15 protein-coding genes are annotated in these 15,773 nt (G+C 40.2%); 5 read left to right on the top strand and 10 right to left on the bottom strand.

Annotation, left to right across the window (positions count from 1 at the left end):
• Nucleotides 1–79: 79 nt before the first annotated feature.
• Together MN869_RS09755 and cxpE are read right to left on the bottom strand one after the other, a co-directional pair.
• Nucleotides 80–778: a DnaA/Hda family protein gene (locus tag MN869_RS09755; RefSeq protein ID WP_004805642.1), complete on the bottom strand. Its 699-nt coding sequence runs from the start codon at nt 776–778 to the stop codon at nt 80–82.
• Between the two features lie 20 nt (nt 779–798).
• Nucleotides 799–1,992 (bottom strand): chloramphenicol efflux transporter CxpE, encoded by a 1,194-nt coding sequence (gene cxpE, locus MN869_RS09750; protein WP_004805641.1) that lies wholly within the window; start codon nt 1,990–1,992, stop codon nt 799–801.
• Nucleotides 1,993–2,126: 134 nt separating this feature from the next.
• Between cxpE and purM the strand changes: the two genes are divergently transcribed.
• Together purM and purN are read left to right on the top strand one after the other, a co-directional pair.
• Nucleotides 2,127–3,197 carry a phosphoribosylformylglycinamidine cyclo-ligase gene (gene purM, locus MN869_RS09745; protein WP_033134570.1) on the top strand — a complete coding sequence of 357 codons (1,071 nt, stop codon included), beginning with the start codon at nt 2,127–2,129 and terminating at the stop codon, nt 3,195–3,197.
• A complete protein-coding gene (gene purN, locus MN869_RS09740; RefSeq protein ID WP_171061089.1) occupies nt 3,194–3,823 on the top strand; it encodes a phosphoribosylglycinamide formyltransferase in 630 nt (209 codons plus the stop codon). The genes purM and purN overlap by 4 nt, the downstream gene beginning before the upstream one ends.
• Nucleotides 3,824–3,860: 37 nt before the next feature.
• On the opposite strand, the gene MN869_RS09735 is transcribed toward purN, so the two are convergent.
• Together MN869_RS09735 and sppA are read right to left on the bottom strand one after the other, a co-directional pair.
• Nucleotides 3,861–4,652, bottom strand: a complete 792-nt coding sequence (locus MN869_RS09735; protein ID WP_033134569.1) for an alpha/beta hydrolase — start codon at nt 4,650–4,652, stop codon at nt 3,861–3,863.
• A 158-nt stretch (nt 4,653–4,810) separates the two neighbouring features.
• Nucleotides 4,811–5,833 carry a signal peptide peptidase SppA gene (gene sppA / locus MN869_RS09730; protein WP_033134568.1) on the bottom strand — a complete coding sequence of 341 codons (1,023 nt, stop codon included), beginning with the start codon at nt 5,831–5,833 and terminating at the stop codon, nt 4,811–4,813.
• Nucleotides 5,834–5,972: 139 nt separating this feature from the next.
• Here sppA and MN869_RS09725 point away from each other — a divergent pair, with 139 nt between their 5' ends.
• The gene (locus MN869_RS09725) at nt 5,973–6,929 is read left to right on the top strand and encodes a lysophospholipid acyltransferase family protein (RefSeq protein WP_033134567.1); all 957 of its coding nucleotides are present in this window, start codon (nt 5,973–5,975) and stop codon (nt 6,927–6,929) included.
• A gap of 1 nt (nt 6,930) precedes the next feature.
• Here the strand turns inward: MN869_RS09725 and MN869_RS09720 are convergent, their stop codons facing one another.
• The 4 genes from MN869_RS09720 to MN869_RS09705 all read right to left on the bottom strand — a co-directional run bounded on the left by MN869_RS09720 (nt 6,931) and on the right by MN869_RS09705 (nt 12,591).
• Nucleotides 6,931–9,357 carry a DNA internalization-related competence protein ComEC/Rec2 gene (locus MN869_RS09720; protein ID WP_241345136.1) on the bottom strand — a complete coding sequence of 809 codons (2,427 nt, stop codon included), beginning with the start codon at nt 9,355–9,357 and terminating at the stop codon, nt 6,931–6,933.
• A gap of 88 nt (nt 9,358–9,445) precedes the next feature.
• Nucleotides 9,446–10,681 carry a lipoprotein-releasing ABC transporter permease subunit gene (locus tag MN869_RS09715; protein ID WP_050511498.1) on the bottom strand — a complete coding sequence of 412 codons (1,236 nt, stop codon included), beginning with the start codon at nt 10,679–10,681 and terminating at the stop codon, nt 9,446–9,448.
• The gene (lolD, locus tag MN869_RS09710; protein ID WP_004654642.1) at nt 10,674–11,363 is read right to left on the bottom strand and encodes a lipoprotein-releasing ABC transporter ATP-binding protein LolD; all 690 of its coding nucleotides are present in this window, start codon (nt 11,361–11,363) and stop codon (nt 10,674–10,676) included. Before lolD ends, MN869_RS09715 begins: the two co-directional genes overlap by 8 nt.
• Nucleotides 11,356–12,591, bottom strand: a complete 1,236-nt coding sequence (locus MN869_RS09705) for a lipoprotein-releasing ABC transporter permease subunit (protein ID WP_004805624.1) — start codon at nt 12,589–12,591, stop codon at nt 11,356–11,358. The genes lolD and MN869_RS09705 overlap by 8 nt, the downstream gene beginning before the upstream one ends.
• A gap of 25 nt (nt 12,592–12,616) precedes the next feature.
• Between MN869_RS09705 and MN869_RS09700 the strand changes: the two genes are divergently transcribed.
• Nucleotides 12,617–13,198, top strand: a complete 582-nt coding sequence (locus tag MN869_RS09700) for a PilZ domain-containing protein (RefSeq protein ID WP_005204919.1) — start codon at nt 12,617–12,619, stop codon at nt 13,196–13,198.
• Between the two features lie 13 nt (nt 13,199–13,211).
• On the opposite strand, the gene MN869_RS09695 is transcribed toward MN869_RS09700, so the two are convergent.
• Both MN869_RS09695 and MN869_RS09690 read right to left on the bottom strand, forming a co-directional pair.
• Nucleotides 13,212–14,105, bottom strand: coding sequence for an EamA family transporter (locus tag MN869_RS09695; protein WP_033134605.1), 894 nt, complete (start codon nt 14,103–14,105; stop codon nt 13,212–13,214).
• A gap of 7 nt (nt 14,106–14,112) precedes the next feature.
• The gene (locus tag MN869_RS09690; RefSeq protein ID WP_005151751.1) at nt 14,113–14,583 is read right to left on the bottom strand and encodes a YaiI/YqxD family protein; all 471 of its coding nucleotides are present in this window, start codon (nt 14,581–14,583) and stop codon (nt 14,113–14,115) included.
• 233 nt (nt 14,584–14,816) lie between these two features.
• Between MN869_RS09690 and MN869_RS09685 the strand changes: the two genes are divergently transcribed.
• Nucleotides 14,817–15,755, top strand: a complete 939-nt coding sequence (locus MN869_RS09685; protein ID WP_243307371.1) for a hypothetical protein — start codon at nt 14,817–14,819, stop codon at nt 15,753–15,755.
• Nucleotides 15,756–15,773 lie beyond the last annotated feature (18 nt).

Below are 15,773 nucleotides of genomic sequence, written 5' to 3'. Positions count from 1 at the left end.
TTGCAAACGCAATGTTTGCAACCACATTCCTTTGTGCGTACTTTGTCATAGCTCTCGAAATTACTCAAGAAATTTTATGCTATTGGCGATATTCATCAATCAAAGCATAAATCTGCTTAAGTGTTGTATTTGAAAGCTTAGTTTTTTCACCCTTTAGCATTTTTTCCAACTGAGCCAGTGTCTGTAATAAAATTGATGCCTGATGCGGACCATTGCTTAACAAGTAATCTACGATCTGTTGATCAAAATGAATACCACGTCGAGTCATAACCGATTGTAGTAAAGCATGCCGATCAATATAGGAACTACCATTCGGCACTTTTACACTGACAGCCTGAGTCAACCTTGACTGTAAATCTGGTAATTCAAGCTTTAGCTCAATTGGCGCAACACGAGAAGAAAAAACCAACTGCCCTTCATGATTATTCATTAAATGAAAAACGGCTTTCTGCCAATGTGGAACGCCACTAATCGAATCAATATCATCTAATGCAACTAAATCATAAAATTCTAAAGACGTGATTGCTTCGATGGGTGCATCTAATAATTCTAATAATGAAACTTTGATTGCAGGTCGACCTAACTCTAAATATGAATCACAGATCGCTGAAAGCAAATGACTCTTACCTGTTCCAGCACCGCCATAGACATAAAAGCGGCTCACCAACCCAGCATGTAGCTGTCGAACTGCATCAACCACAGGTCCCCAACCCGGTCCCGAAAAATCACTGATTCGAGCATCGAGTTGAGGTTCTATATCCAGTTGTAGTTGACGCATATACTTAATTTGTTCCTCAATTACTTTAAGTCATTCGAGTTTGAAGTCTCTGTATCTTGAGAGTTTTTAATTTGAATATCAAGCTCTACATGACCTGATTCAATATTTATATGTTGAGTTTCACCTTCCACCAACACAACTTCTGTTGGTAATCCATATAAGCGACTTTTTTCATAATTATCACGTGCGTGCTTTAATAATACAACAATGACAGCAGCCACAGGTAAGGCAATTAACATTCCAAGGAAACCACCAAGTTGTGCACCAGCCAATACAGCAAAAACCACTGCGACTGGAGATAAACCAATTTTATCTCCCAACAAGAATGGCTGAAGAATATAGCCTTCGACCATCTGTCCAATCATAAACACAACACCAACCAGAAGTAGCTGCGTCCAGTCCAAACCAAACTGAAACAGTGTTGCGATTACGGCAGCAATAATCCCGACACCAAAGCCTAAATAAGGAATAATGCTTGCTAAACCAGCAATCATTCCAATAATCAAGCCAACCTCAAGACCAATCAGTTGTAGACCAACAGCATAAACAATGCCTAACAGAAGCATGACAAGGAATTGGCCTTTAACAAAAGCACCTAATACACTATGACATTCACGAACGATGGTTAACGTTGACGCTTCATAAGGACGTGGAATTAAACGTCTAAAGCTTTGCAGCATTCTTTCCCAATCAAGCAAAAAGTAGAATGAGATAATTGGAATTAAAATCACCACACCACCCAACTGAATAAAGTTCAATCCAGATTGGGCAACTCTTAATGCCATGGTTTGAATACTGTCAGCACTGTAGTTGGTCTGGATATAATCCATAAAAGCTTTGGTAATCTGCTCAGTATCAATTTCCATCGGCACCACATTAAAAGTATGTGATACCCACGGTAAGAAGGTTGCATTAATCCAATGAATTCCCGCAGGAATACTATCCCGCGCATACATCAATTGCTTCCAGATCAATGGTACTAAGAACCATAAAACCATGGTCAAAGTCACACCAATACCAATAAATACGATGCTGATTGCGAGCCAACGGGGCAATTTAATTTTGACAAGAACATCCACAAGCGGGCTAAACAAGTAGGCAATGAAAAAAGCACCTACAAAAGGAATCACAATGGGCTTTAATAGATAGAGCACCCAAAGGAGTAATGCGAGCCCAGCGAGGATAAAGATACGACGTAGTACCTGATCTTGCATAAAATCTAGCCTTTTTTCGTGTAATCGTTATAAATGGAAAAAAATTTTAATTAAAGATAGCATTTTCGAGCATAAATAACATAAGAGTTTCGTATATTCAGGTTATAATCTGCCGCCACTGCGGAGACTTCACTATGAGCAACTCAACTTCTACCCCAAATACTGGTTTAAGCTATAAAGATGCTGGCGTCGACATTGAAGCGGGAGACGCATTGGTCGATCGTATCAAATCTGTCGCTAAACGCACCACTCGTCCTGAAGTAATGGGCGGTCTTGGTGGTTTCGGTGCCCTATGCAAAATTCCAAAAGGTTATGAAGAACCTGTTTTAGTATCAGGAACAGATGGTGTAGGGACTAAATTACGTTTAGCACTAAACCTCAACCGTCATGACACGATTGGTCAAGATCTCGTTGCAATGTGTGTAAACGACTTACTTGTTTGTGGTGCTGAGCCATTATTCTTCCTCGACTACTATGCGACTGGTCATTTAAATGTTGATGTTGCAGCAGATGTCGTAACAGGTATTGGTAAAGGTTGCGAACTTGCTGGTTGTGCATTGGTCGGTGGTGAAACTGCTGAAATGCCAGGTATGTATGAAGGTGAAGATTACGATCTTGCTGGTTTTGCTGTTGGTGTGGTTGAGCACAGCAAAATTATCGATGGAACTAAAGTGAAATCTGGTGACGTACTTCTTGGTGTAGCATCTAGTGGTGCACACTCAAATGGTTACTCATTATTGCGTAAAATTTTAGATGTTAAGAATGTAGACTTAACTCAAATCGTCGATGGTCGTCCACTTGCCGACGTGGCAATGGAACCAACACGCATCTATGTAAAACCAGTACTTGAACTTTGCAAACAAGTTGATGTTCATGCAATGGCACATATCACTGGCGGTGGTTTACCAGGTAACTTACCACGTGTACTTCCAAATGGTGCTCAAGCTGTCATTGATGAAGCAAGCTGGGAATGGTCTGAATTATTCCAGTTGTTACAACGTGAAGGCAACGTAGAACGCTTTGAAATGTACCGCACATTTAACTGTGGCGTAGGTATGGTGATTGCAGTTGATGCAAGTGAAGCAGACAAAGCTATCGATCTCTTAAATGCTCAAGGCGAAAAAGCATGGAAAATTGGTTATATCCAAGAAAATGCTGAATCAGTTGAAGGCGCAGACGAAAAAATTCGCGTGATCTTTGCATAATGAGAATTGCTGTCCTTGTCTCTGGCAACGGTAGCAACTTACAGGCCCTGATCGATGCAAATCTTTCAGGGCAAATCATTGGTGTCTTATCCAACAAAGCTGATGCTTATGCATTACAACGTGCCAAAGATGCCAATATTGCGACCGCTGTTATTTCACATAAAGATTATCCAAATCGCGAAAGCTTCGATGACGCCATGCATCAACAATTATTAGCATGGCAAGTTGATCTCGTGATCCTTGCTGGTTTTATGCGGATTTTAACACCAAGTTTTGTTAGCAAATGGCAAGGCAAAATGTTAAATATCCACCCTTCTCTGCTGCCTTTCTACAAAGGTGTGAATACACATCAACGTGTATTAAATACCGGAGATCGTTTGCATGGCTGTACCGTTCATTTTGTAACAGCAGAACTCGATGCAGGACAAAGTATTGCGCAATCGGCAATTCAAGTTGGTTTGCAGGATTCGGTAACAAGCTTGGCGCAACGTGTGCATGAACTTGAACACTTTATCTATCCTCAAGTTGCACAATGGTTCTGTACAGGTCAACTGACCTGGCAAAATGGTCAAGCCTATTTCAATCAGAAACCTTTAGAACGGCCAATTCAGTTTGCACAGTTCTAAAAAATAAAAACGCATCCTAGGATGCGTTTTTATTGATTTAAACCACTAAACTTTTAATTTTCTCTATTGTTTCCATCGGATGCTCTAATGGGAACATATGTCCGCCCTCCATTACAGAAAAAGGGATACCCAATTTCTTTTTCGCCACTTGCGGGAATTTTTCTTTTAAGAAAATACTGTCTTGCCCCACAACCAAATGTACAGGTACAGGAGGTTTTGGCATCGGTAACCACCACATGGATGGCGTAGTCCTAAACATTGCCACTTCATCCTCTTTCGCAATGGTCAGTGTGACACCACCATTTTGTGGGTCATCTGTCAGGGCATAGTCGATATAAGCTTGAAAGCAATCTGGATCAAAGTACTGATAAAAACCTCTCGAACCTAGCAGCTCCGCAGCTTGTTCACGCGACTCCCAATGATCACGACGACGTACCGACAAGCCAGCTGGGGTGATTTTATCCACTAATTTAGGTTTAAAGATTTTAGCAAGATGAAAAACAAAGGATGCTTTACCAATAATGAGTGGTGGATCAAGCATGATGACTTGTGAAAATAGTTCAGGACGGCGATAAGCAGCCATCAGTGTCAAAACTGAACCCAATGAATGCCCCAAGCCAATCACTTTACGCCCTTGTGCTTGCTGCACAATGCTATCAATAATCTGATCGACTAAGTGCGTCCAACCATGGGTAATTGGATAGCGCTTGTCATTTCCAATTTCTGCAACATAGATAATGTCGTATTGATCTTTTAATTGATCAAACAGCTTTTGATAAACTTTAGATGGAACGCCATTGGCATGGGCAAAATGAATCAAAGGTTTCATAAGCTTGTCTTTTATTTTCACTGATTGGTCAATTATCCTGCTCTACATATGTATTGCAAATTAAAAGGATAACTGTCCAGTTATTTTTAGCATAAAAAAGGCTGTGATATACACAGCCTCCTTAAAATCAACATAGTGCTTTGATCAAAGCCTATCTATTATTGTATTTTCGCGTTCTGCTGAGTTTCTAGCTGTGCAGCAAGCGAACTACTAATACCTGCACCGAGCTGCGCCCCCATACGTCCTAGAATTGATTCTAACGGATTACGTTGAACGGTATAATCTACTTTTTGCTCAATCTTCAGATCACGCATCAATGTGGTCAAACTACCACTACGGTCAGCAACACCTAAAGCAACAGCCTGTTCACCTGTCCAGAACAATCCAGAGAAAATAGCTGGGTCATTTGACTTCAAACGTTTACCACGCCCTTCTTTCACTGCATTGATAAAGTGAGTATGCACATTATCAAGCACCGACTGCACATGTTGTTTCTGTGCTGGATCAAGTGGCTTGGTCATACTTAAAATATCTTTATTACTACCCGCAGTCAGAGTACGGTCTTCAATGCCTAACTTCTGCGCCAAGCCACTTAAGCCATAGTTCGGCATAATTACACCGATCGAACCCACTAAGCTAGATGGATTGACAATGATTTCATCTGCTGCTGAGGCAATATAATATGCACCCGATGCGCCCATATCCCCAATCACCGCATAGACTTTTTTATCTGGGTGCTGTTTTTTCAAGTAACGAATTTCTTGCCAGATTTCATCCGACTGCACTGGTGAACCGCCTGGTGAATTGATATTCAATGCAACTGCTTTACTGCCACTCGCTTCAAATGCACGTTTTAAAGCTTTGTTGGTATCTTCACTATTCACAGTAGACTGGCCAGCAGATGAATCGATGGTTCCCACAATATCAACAACAGCCAAGTGATTGCTGCTGATACTGGTGGTTGCTTTATCTGATGACGAGGTACAGCTCTTGGTCATTGCCAATAATACAATCAGCAAATATGCAAAACCCAAGCATTTAAAAAAGATGCTCCAACGGCGGCTACGACGTTGTTCTTCCACAGAAGCAAGAACAGCTTTTTCTAAAATTTGCCATTCTTTGCCTGTCACATTATTACTATTTGTAGATTCATTTTGTGGTTTTGGTGGCCAATCGGACATAAGATTCCAATCCAATATATTTTAAAAAGTGACTTTATTATATACGCGGATTTGAGTAAAACTGTTTAAATAACTTGTCTTAACTTATAATTATTTTTTGCTTTATACTTTCCTTTGTAATTTTTCTAATTTTGAATACATGACCCAGCCCAAATCAAACAATTCAAGTTATCGTCTTATCAAGCTTGTTAGTCATCAGCCACTCCAATTGGGACGGTTTTTTGCACGCTTGGTTGCAGCCTTAGTCAATACATTCCCGCTGTCTAAGCTTTCAAAAATTATCAGCTTGAATATACAAATTGCTTTTCCTGAAATGGAACAACAACAAAGACAAAAACTCACCAAACAAGCAATACAAAACGAACTGACCTCTTATTTCGAGTTTTTGAGTATTTGGGGTTCAACAAATGAAAAAAATATCAAGAGCATCCATCGCATTCAGGGTGAACATTATTTCCATGAAGCTGTTGCAGAAAAGAAAGGGTTGGTATTAGTCGTTCCTCATTTTGGTACATGGGAAGTCATGAACGCATGGTTATCACAATACACCCAAATGACGATCCTCTATAAACCAGTTAAAAATCCCGATGCTGACCAGTTTGTCCGTGATGCACGTAGTCGCGAACTAGCCCATCTGGTTCCTACCGATGAAAGCGGGGTTAGACAGATTTTTAAGGCCTTGAAACAAGGTGGAACTACTGCGATTTTACCTGACCATACCCCTGATCATGGCGGGGACATGATCAACTACTTTGGTATTCCGCTTGCCTCCAGTAGCCTCAGTGCCAAACTGATTCAAAAAACCAAGGCCAAGGCCCTCCTCATCTATACAAAAAGAAATGATCAAGATGGCTTTGATATGTATGTCGAACCGATCAATCCTCAAATCTATGAAGGTAATGCCGAAGATGGCACGTTAATTATCCATCAAACTTTAGAACAACTGATTCGACGTTATCCAGAACATTATCACTGGAGCTACAAACGTTTTCGCGCTAATCCCGCTTTAAAAAAAATCTACGATATTGATGAAAAAGAAGCACTGGCAAAAGTGGCTGAAGTTCGTCAACAAACGCAGCAAAATAAAGAAGCTTAGACTATTCTCGCTGTAGCCACTTCCATTGCTGTCTTTGTTGCTTTAATTCAGTAACACCATTTTCAAATAAAAAAGTTAAACTGCCTGACTGTGCTGTATTCAGCAAAGGAATATTTAAGGATTGAAGACGACTTTGTAATTCTTGGCTTGGATGGCCGTAACGATTATCGAACCCAGCTGAGGCAATCGCTAATTTAGGGTTTAATGTCGCTAAAAAATCATAGGCAGAGCTATACTTACTGCCATGATGCCCTAAAACTAGAACATCCACTTTTAAATCAGGATAGTGCTGCAATAGCTTATATTCGGTTTCCCACCCCGCATCCCCCATAATCAGAAAATTTTGATACGGTTGTGCATTCAGGAATTGTAAATAAACGACACAAGACTGCTCATTTTGCTGGTATGTGGCAACAGCCAAGCCCTCTTGATCGGGTGATAAAATTTCTATTTTTAGATTTGAATATGACCAAGTCTGACCTTGTTGGCACAATGAGAAATTATTTTTAAATGGCATTTTTTCATTGCGGTCATTGGACTGCACTTGAGTGATTGCAAAAGCATTTTGAATTGCTGTAAATGCACCACTATGATCTTGATCCAGATGAGACAAAATCACATGATCCAATGCCCGTATCCCTTGCTGCCTTAAAAAAGGAATGATGACGCGCTCGCCCAAACTAAACCTAGTTTCATCATATGACCCACCCGTATCAATCATTAGACTCAGTTCTGGATGCTGTAAAAATATAGCCTGTCCCTGTCCAACATCAAGAATAGTAAATACCGTTGATTGGACTTTTATCCCAAGAAAAATCGGTAAAAAGCACACCAGCGACCAGATCTTGGAGACTGTGCCTCTTGGCAGAAATAGAATCACGATACCAATAATAAAACCCAACATCATCAAGGGAGTGTAACTGACACCATATAACTCAGGTGAAATGCGCTGTAGGCTATTGAGTAGCCATAACAAAATAGCCAGTAATCCATCACTCAACTGAAATAGTAGTTGCCCAAGCGTAGGAATCAACAACCAAATACATGCTGCGATAATCCCTAAAGGCACTACTACGCCACTAAGCAATGGGATGGCAATCAAATTACTGATCGGCGCAAGCCATGAAATCTGCTGAAAGAAAATAAGTACCAAAGGGAGTAATGCAATGAAGATTTTCCATTGCGACTCAATCAGAAGCTTCACCGCTAGAAGTAGTTTTTGAGTCGTTGTGATGACTTGTTCTTGAGGTACATCCCTAATCGTTTGATAGATGCGCAGCAGAATAAAGCACGCCCCATAGGACAACCAAAATGCAGCAGACAAAATACTGAATGGATCAAAGATCAGCAATAAGCTTGCGCTATAAATCAATAATGCAAATGGTTGAATCGACTGTCTAAACCATAGAAAAATGCTGGCAATAATTACGGTTAATAAAGTTCGCAATGCAGGAATTTCAAAACCGACAAAGGCCACATACAACAGTACACTGAATCCAAAAGGCAACAGTACTAACACCTGTCGTGGTTGCCATAAATATAATTTTGGCGCATAACGCTGAACCATGCACTTTAATACCCAAGTCAGCATCAGCGCAAAAACCAAGACATGTGGCCCAGAGATTGCCAATAAATGTGAAAGACCTAATTGTTGGAATTGTTGCTTTAAACGATTTGATAACAAGCTTTCGTCACCAGTCAGCAAAGCCAATAACAACCCTTTGTGCTGTAGCGTACTCGCTTGTAACATTTCACGGAATGACAAGCGCAGTATTTCAACATTGAGCAAAAATTTTTCTTGTAGGGTCTGTTGTTGCTTAAGATGCTGGTGGTAGCCCAAACGATAGATCTGATCCTGACTTAAAGACTGGATGTCGCTGACCTGATAAGCAGACATGATATTTTGTTGTAAAAACCATTTTTCCTGATCAAATGCACCTGCGACAGCATAGCTATGTGCAGGTTTTATCCTCCCAGATAGACGATAATAATGACCTAATTGCAACTCTTGCTGCTGAACAATTGGATTATTTTGTTGTTTTATATAAAGTACCCAATCAACGGGCTGTGTGTGCCGATTAAGTACTTCTGCGATTTGTTTCTGCCCATCGTCGCTTAACTCGTCAATCTTTTTGATATATATAATGGCTTCAAAAGGCTGTACTTCAATTTCTTTGAGTTTTAGCCGTTGCTGCAAGGCTGAATCTGCATAATAAAAACCTGTACATAACAAGGCCCAACTGACACTACATAAGAGTAACAACCTATAGGCAACAGATTCAGAATATAACGTTCTTTTATATAGACCCAGACCAAATATCACGGCTGCTAATGTTAGCCAAATCCACCAAGTTTGTGCGGCAAAGCTAAAATCATGTCCCATCAGGGCAATACCAGCAATCCAGCTGATTAAAACAATTTTCAACATTTCTTAAAATTAGATTTAGTTTTTCTAAAGACAAAATTAAAGCCCTTTTTCAGGGCTTTAACAAGAGGTCTAATTCAATATTTATGCACTATTCATAACGTAATGCTTCCGCAGGTTGAACTTTAGCTGCACGTAATGCTGGATAAATTGTTGCGAGTAGGCTTAACAGTAGCGAGACACTCACAACAAGTAAGACATCTTGCCAGCGTAAATAGGAAGGCAGATAATGCACAAAATACGCATCGAGTAGATTCAAGCCAAAGGTGGTATTGATCCATGACACAATATTACCAATGCTTAAAGATAGAATAATGCCTAAAACAGTCCCTAAACCCGTTCCAATCACACCAATAATTGTCCCCTGCACCATGAAAATTTGGGTGATCAATAAGGGAGACGCCCCTAAAGTACGTAAGATTGCAATGTCTGACTTTTTGTCGGTAACCAACATCATCAAAGATGAAATGATATTAAAAGTAGCCACGATAATAATCAGTAAAAGCAATAACCCCACCATATTTTTTGCCATTTGAATGGCGCTAAATAAATTACCTTGGGTATATGTCCAATTAGAAGCATAAAAATTACTTGGTAATTTTTTGATAATGCTCTCAGAAATTTCTGGTGCGGCAAAAATATCATCCAGCTTTAAACGTATGCCCTGCGCACCATCTGGTAAGCGTAATAAAGTTGATGCATCATTGAGTGCAATATATCCCACCATCGAATCGACTTGAGTCCCGATTTTGAATATTCCAACCACTTCAAAACGTTTAAATCGAGGCACAACACCTGCCGATGAACTGGTCGCTTCTGGTAAAACCAGTGTTACAGGATCATTAAGTTTAAGTCCCAAACTATCAGCTAAATCTTGTCCTAATACGATTCCATATTTCCCTTTTTTCAGCGCATCTAGACTGCCTGCTTTCATATAGTCATGAACAATAGAGACTTGTTTTTCATATTCTGGCTCAATCCCCGAGATCGAAATCCCAGTCACTTGACCATGTGCAGTTAGCATCCCTTGTAACTGGGTATAAGGCGCAACTGCAACAACATGAGGCTGTTTAGCGATATCTTTCGCCAGACCATCCCAATTGGTCATAATTTGTGTTGAGGCAATGGTCGCTTGCGGCACAATGCCTAAAATACGGTTTTTTAATTCCCGGTCAAAACCATTAATCACAGATAAAACTGTAATCAGTACCGCCACACCCAAAGTGAGACCAATCATGGTCATCAACGAAATAAAAGACACCAGACGGCTTTTTTTTCTCGCTTGTGTGTATTTCAGCCCAATATAAAATGAAATGGGTTTAAACATGCTCACCCACCCATATACCATCTTGCATATGCAAAATTGAATCTGCTGACTGTGCCAATTGTTCATCATGGGTCACGATCAACATTGCCATGTTGAGCTCTTTTTTCAAATCGGTGAGCAATTCAAAAATATTGAGTGCTGTTTTACGATCCAGATTTCCTGTTGGTTCATCTGCCAACACCACAGCTGGCTTGGTCACCAATGCACGGGCCAACGCCACACGTTGCCGTTCACCACCCGACAATTCGCCTGGTTTATGATCCATACGATGGGATAAACCTACTCGATCCAGTAAATATTCAGCCTGCTTTTTCACGTCCTTAAAGTTGCTTTCTCTGCGCAACATTAATGGCATAGCCACATTTTCTAGAGCTGAAAATTCAGGGAGTAAATGATGGAACTGATAAACGAAACCAAGGTATTGATTACGCTTGTAGCCACGCTCCGCCTCGCCTAAATTATCAAAGCGTTGGCCTTGTAAAAATACTTGTCCTTGTGAAGGCTGCTCCAAGCCACCTAACACATGCAATAAGGTACTTTTACCTGAACCACTTGAACCCACAATTGAAACAAACTCGCCCGCATTGACTTGAAGAGATAAGCCTTTGATCACTTCAACTTTACTTTTGCCATCATCGAAATGCTTAAAGATATTTTTTGATTCTAGAACGATCTTACTCATAACGTAATGCCTCAGCTGGTTGCGTTTTCGCTGCACGAATAGCGGGGTAAATTGTTGCTAAAAAACTGATAGATAAAGATGCTGTCACAACAATCAGTACATCTTGCCAGCGTAAATAGGAAGGTAAATAGCCAATCACATAACCACTAAATAAATTCAGTCCAAAGGTATGATTTAACCAGCTCACCAAATCGCTGATGGTTAATGCAAAACTGCTACCTAAAATCACCCCGATCACAGTACCCACAACACCAATGATGGTGCCCTGTACAATAAAAACAGACGTGATAAATCTTGGAGAGGCGCCTAAAGTACGCAGAATTGCGATATCCGCCTTTTTATCGGTGACCACCATCACCAATGAAGATACGATATTAAATGCTGCCACGACAATAATCAGAAATAACAGCAAACCGACCAGGTTCTTTTCCATTTTTACTGCGCTGAATAAACTCCCATGCGTTTCCTTCCAGCTTGTTGCATAAAAATTATCAGGTAATTGTTTAACAATCTGGTTAACTACTTCGGGAGCAGCAAAAATATCATCCACTTTAAGGCGTACACCTTGTGCACCATCAGGTAAACGCAATAAAGTAGAAGCATCATTCAAGGCGATATAACCGACCATTGAATCCACTTCTGCACCGACACTAAAAATCCCCACGATTTTAAAACGTTTAAAACGAGGTACCACACCTGCGGGTGACGGTGTCGCTTCAGGCAACACCAAAGTCACACTGTCATTTAAGCCAAGGCCGAGTGCATCGGTCATATCCTTGCCGAGGACAATCCCAAACTCGCCTTTTTTTAATGCATTTAAATCACCTGAAACCATGTGGTTCTGGATAATCGAAACCTTCTTTTCATATTCAGGATCAATCCCCGTCACCATAATGCCTGCAACTTGCCCTTGCCCAGTTAACATCCCTTGCAATTGAGTAAAAGGTGCAGCACCAGTGACATGCGGATGCTTCTCAACTTTTTTTACAAGCTCAGGCCAATCTGTTAGAATTTGAGTAGAAGAAACAGTGGCTTGTGGAACCATTCCAAGGACACGATTTTTTAATTCACGATCGAAACCATTCATAACAGATAGCACTGTAATGAGAACAGCGACACCAAGCGTCAAGCCGATCATGGAAACTAAAGCGACAAAAGAAATAAAATGATTACTCCGCTGAGCACGAGTGTATCTCAACCCTATATACAGCGAAATTGGCTTAAACATACCATCTAGTCCGAGGTGATTTATTATGGAAAATTCACAACATCATCTTGTTGACGACAACACTGAACGTCGAGTGATGTCTCGTATTGATGCTGTGTTGAGAATCAACTATCAAATCATTCCAGATGATGTTGCGTTGAATGACCCGTATGATTCTCATTTCGTTTTGCCACGCTATTTTCTACTACTTGCAGAATTAGATCAATTTGATCATGCGTTTCGCTACGAATTAGAACAATTAAATGAAAAAGATCAACAAATTGCTCGCATCTTATCCCTTTTTAACCAAAAATTGAATCTGATTACAGGCTCTTTTTACGACAATATCGTGCAATCCTTATTGCCCGTTCCTGAACAAGTAAATTTTTCGGAGAATGGTTTAAGTTTTTATAGTTCGCAAGATATTATTGAAGGCACATATATCCATATTACCTTGAGCCACCCAGAAAATTTCTTCCATATTGCAGCAACAGCACAAGTGGCACATAGCACGGCAGACGAACAAGGTAAGTTCCGTATCGGCGCGTATTTCATTACTTTAAATCCGCAAGATCGGGCTAAATTAGCGGCCAGTATTCAACAAACACAACAAACGGAAAGTAATTAATCCCCACATTTTCTTATATTTTTAAACGGCGATATGCTCTTAAATCTTTAAAGAAATAAAGGAGTAGTCCAAATAAAATAATACTCGCCCCAATAAAGACCTGAGCGGACAATTGTTCGTGATTCAGGTATGCCCCGATCAAGATCGCCAACATTGGCGTCATCACCGTTGTTAATGACAATGTGGTTGCTTTTAGATTTTGCACCAATTTAAAGTAGCAGAACATGGCGATCAACGATGCCATAATCACCGTATAAGCCAATGCCAATAATGATTTGGCTGATGGGAAATGTGTTGGAACATATTGCCAGATCCACGGGATTAACATGGTTGCGAATATTGTTGAAACCAGAATTGAACCCGTTGCCTGTGCCATGACAGGCAAATCTGCATTAATCTTCTTCACTAGAAAAATTGACAATGAATAAGAAAAAACACTAATCAGCATTAAAATAATACCAATCGGCTGCACATGTTGCTGGCTACCACTCAGGCAGATCATGGCTAATCCAACAATCGATGTTGCCATCCCTAACCACTGTAAACCCGCTAGTTTTTGCTGGAAGCCAAAGCGCCCAATTAGACCGGCCATAATCGGCGCCAAACCAAACATCAGCGCAATCAATCCAGAACTTAAATAAGCTGTTGCCGCATAGGTAAAGATTTGCGATCCAATCAGGCTTAATGAACCCGCAGCATAACTGAATACTGCAATTTTATGGACTGGGAACTTAACCTTCAACAGCAATAACACCGTTACAGCCAAAGGCAAAGCAATAAAGAAGCGGATCACCAATGCCCACATCGGATGTAGGTCGGAGACACTCCATACAATCGCTAAAGGTGTAGTTGCCCAAATAAAGACTAATAGCCCATAAGTAAGCATGAGGTTAATACGTGATGGCATAACCGACTCAAGAAGCTGTCTTACGTTTCTGTTTTAAAATGGTCTGATCCAGTGAACTTGAGAACTCTCGCTTGTCTCGTTCTGAGATCGGAGGAGGCCCACCGGTTTGAACTCCTGCACCACGTAAAGTATCCATAAAATCTCGCAAATGCAGACGCGCTTTCACATTTGCAGTGGTATAGATCTCACCTCGCGGATGGATTGCAATCCCGCCCTTTTCAATCACTTGTGCTGCAAGCGGTATATCCTGCGTAATGACAATGTCATTTTCTTGCATTCGATCTACAATTTCCTGGTCGGCCTTATCGGCACCACTCATCACTTGAATTGATTTAATCCGCAGTGACGGCGTAATACCCACATTTTGATTGGCAACAAAAATAACTTCAAGTTGATAACGATCAGAAGCACGTAGAATAACTTCACGTAAAATTTTAGGCAAAGCATCAGCATCTACCCACAATTTGAATGGCAGCACGTTGGCAAAAGCTCATGAAAGTAAAAAATATAGTGTAACAGATTACTGGAAAAGTAGAGTGAAGATCATCCTACTATTCACATCGACAGTTCGTTTAAGACATACTTAAGCAGCATATTGATATTTCGAGCTAAAAAGTAAATTAATTGTAGAGAATTACAGATTCAGACTTGAAATATGACAGTTACCCTCGATTTAATAGAATAAGTTCAATCTTTTTAGCATTACGCTTTATGAAAAATCAAAACAGTCCAGAAATCATTAAAATTCAAGATCAAAATTTCGGTAATCATGTCGAGCATTGGAACTTACTGACAGATACTCCCGAAACGGATGTTCCCAAATGGTTAGGATTGGCTCTTGATGCACCGGTAATGCCGATGGGCCTGTGTCAGGACGAACATGAAATGGATCAATCATTCTGGTTGATTCAAGGTCCGAGTGGCGAAGCTGTTTCGATTAATCAAATTATTGCGGTTGAAGATCAAAAACCTCGTGCATTGAAAACAGCATTTCCAAGTTTTGATAGCCCATATAAATATGATGCGCAAATCGAGCGAATTATTACCTGCGATTCTTCAACTCAGGCAGTATTACGTTTGAACTTAAATAAAAATACCGTTATTTATGCATTCGATAATTTATTCAGTGTAAATAGCTGTCAATATGACAAGAATCAAACCTATCAAGTTCAATTTAATGCTTGGGCATATGAATTAGAAACGGTTTCGGCTGATGAGAAAATCATTGTTGATGACCCAGCTTCAATTAAGCATCATCGCGCATTAAATGCGATTTTGACAGAGCATAATGGAATTGCCCCTGACAATTTACAAGAATTGATTAATGACTGGCAACCAAAAACACCAGAAGATCAAGAACCTGTCACTGTCGACTTTTCTAAAATGGTAGCTTACTTATTTGGTGAAACATTAGGTCAAGAAGATGAAGCTTGGTTCCAAGGTAATATCGTTGGCAAAACTTCTATGCAGTTTATGCAAGAACAATATACCCTTTATGATGTGACACTGGTATTAGAAGATGATTTACCTGCAATCTTGATCCGTATTGCAACCAAGAATGAATTGTATAAAAACTTTAACATTGGACAATATATTCGCGGTAACCTATGGATTCAGGCCAATATTTATGCTAAAACCCCTAGTGTTTAGGTGTTTTTAAATTAAATA

The organism is Acinetobacter sp. NIPH1876, from assembly GCF_022808535.1.
Taxonomy (GTDB): Bacteria; Pseudomonadota; Gammaproteobacteria; order Pseudomonadales; family Moraxellaceae; genus Acinetobacter; species Acinetobacter higginsii.
The sequence above is the reverse complement of the archived record's forward strand: the minus strand, read 5'-3'. Positions and strand labels throughout refer to the sequence as shown.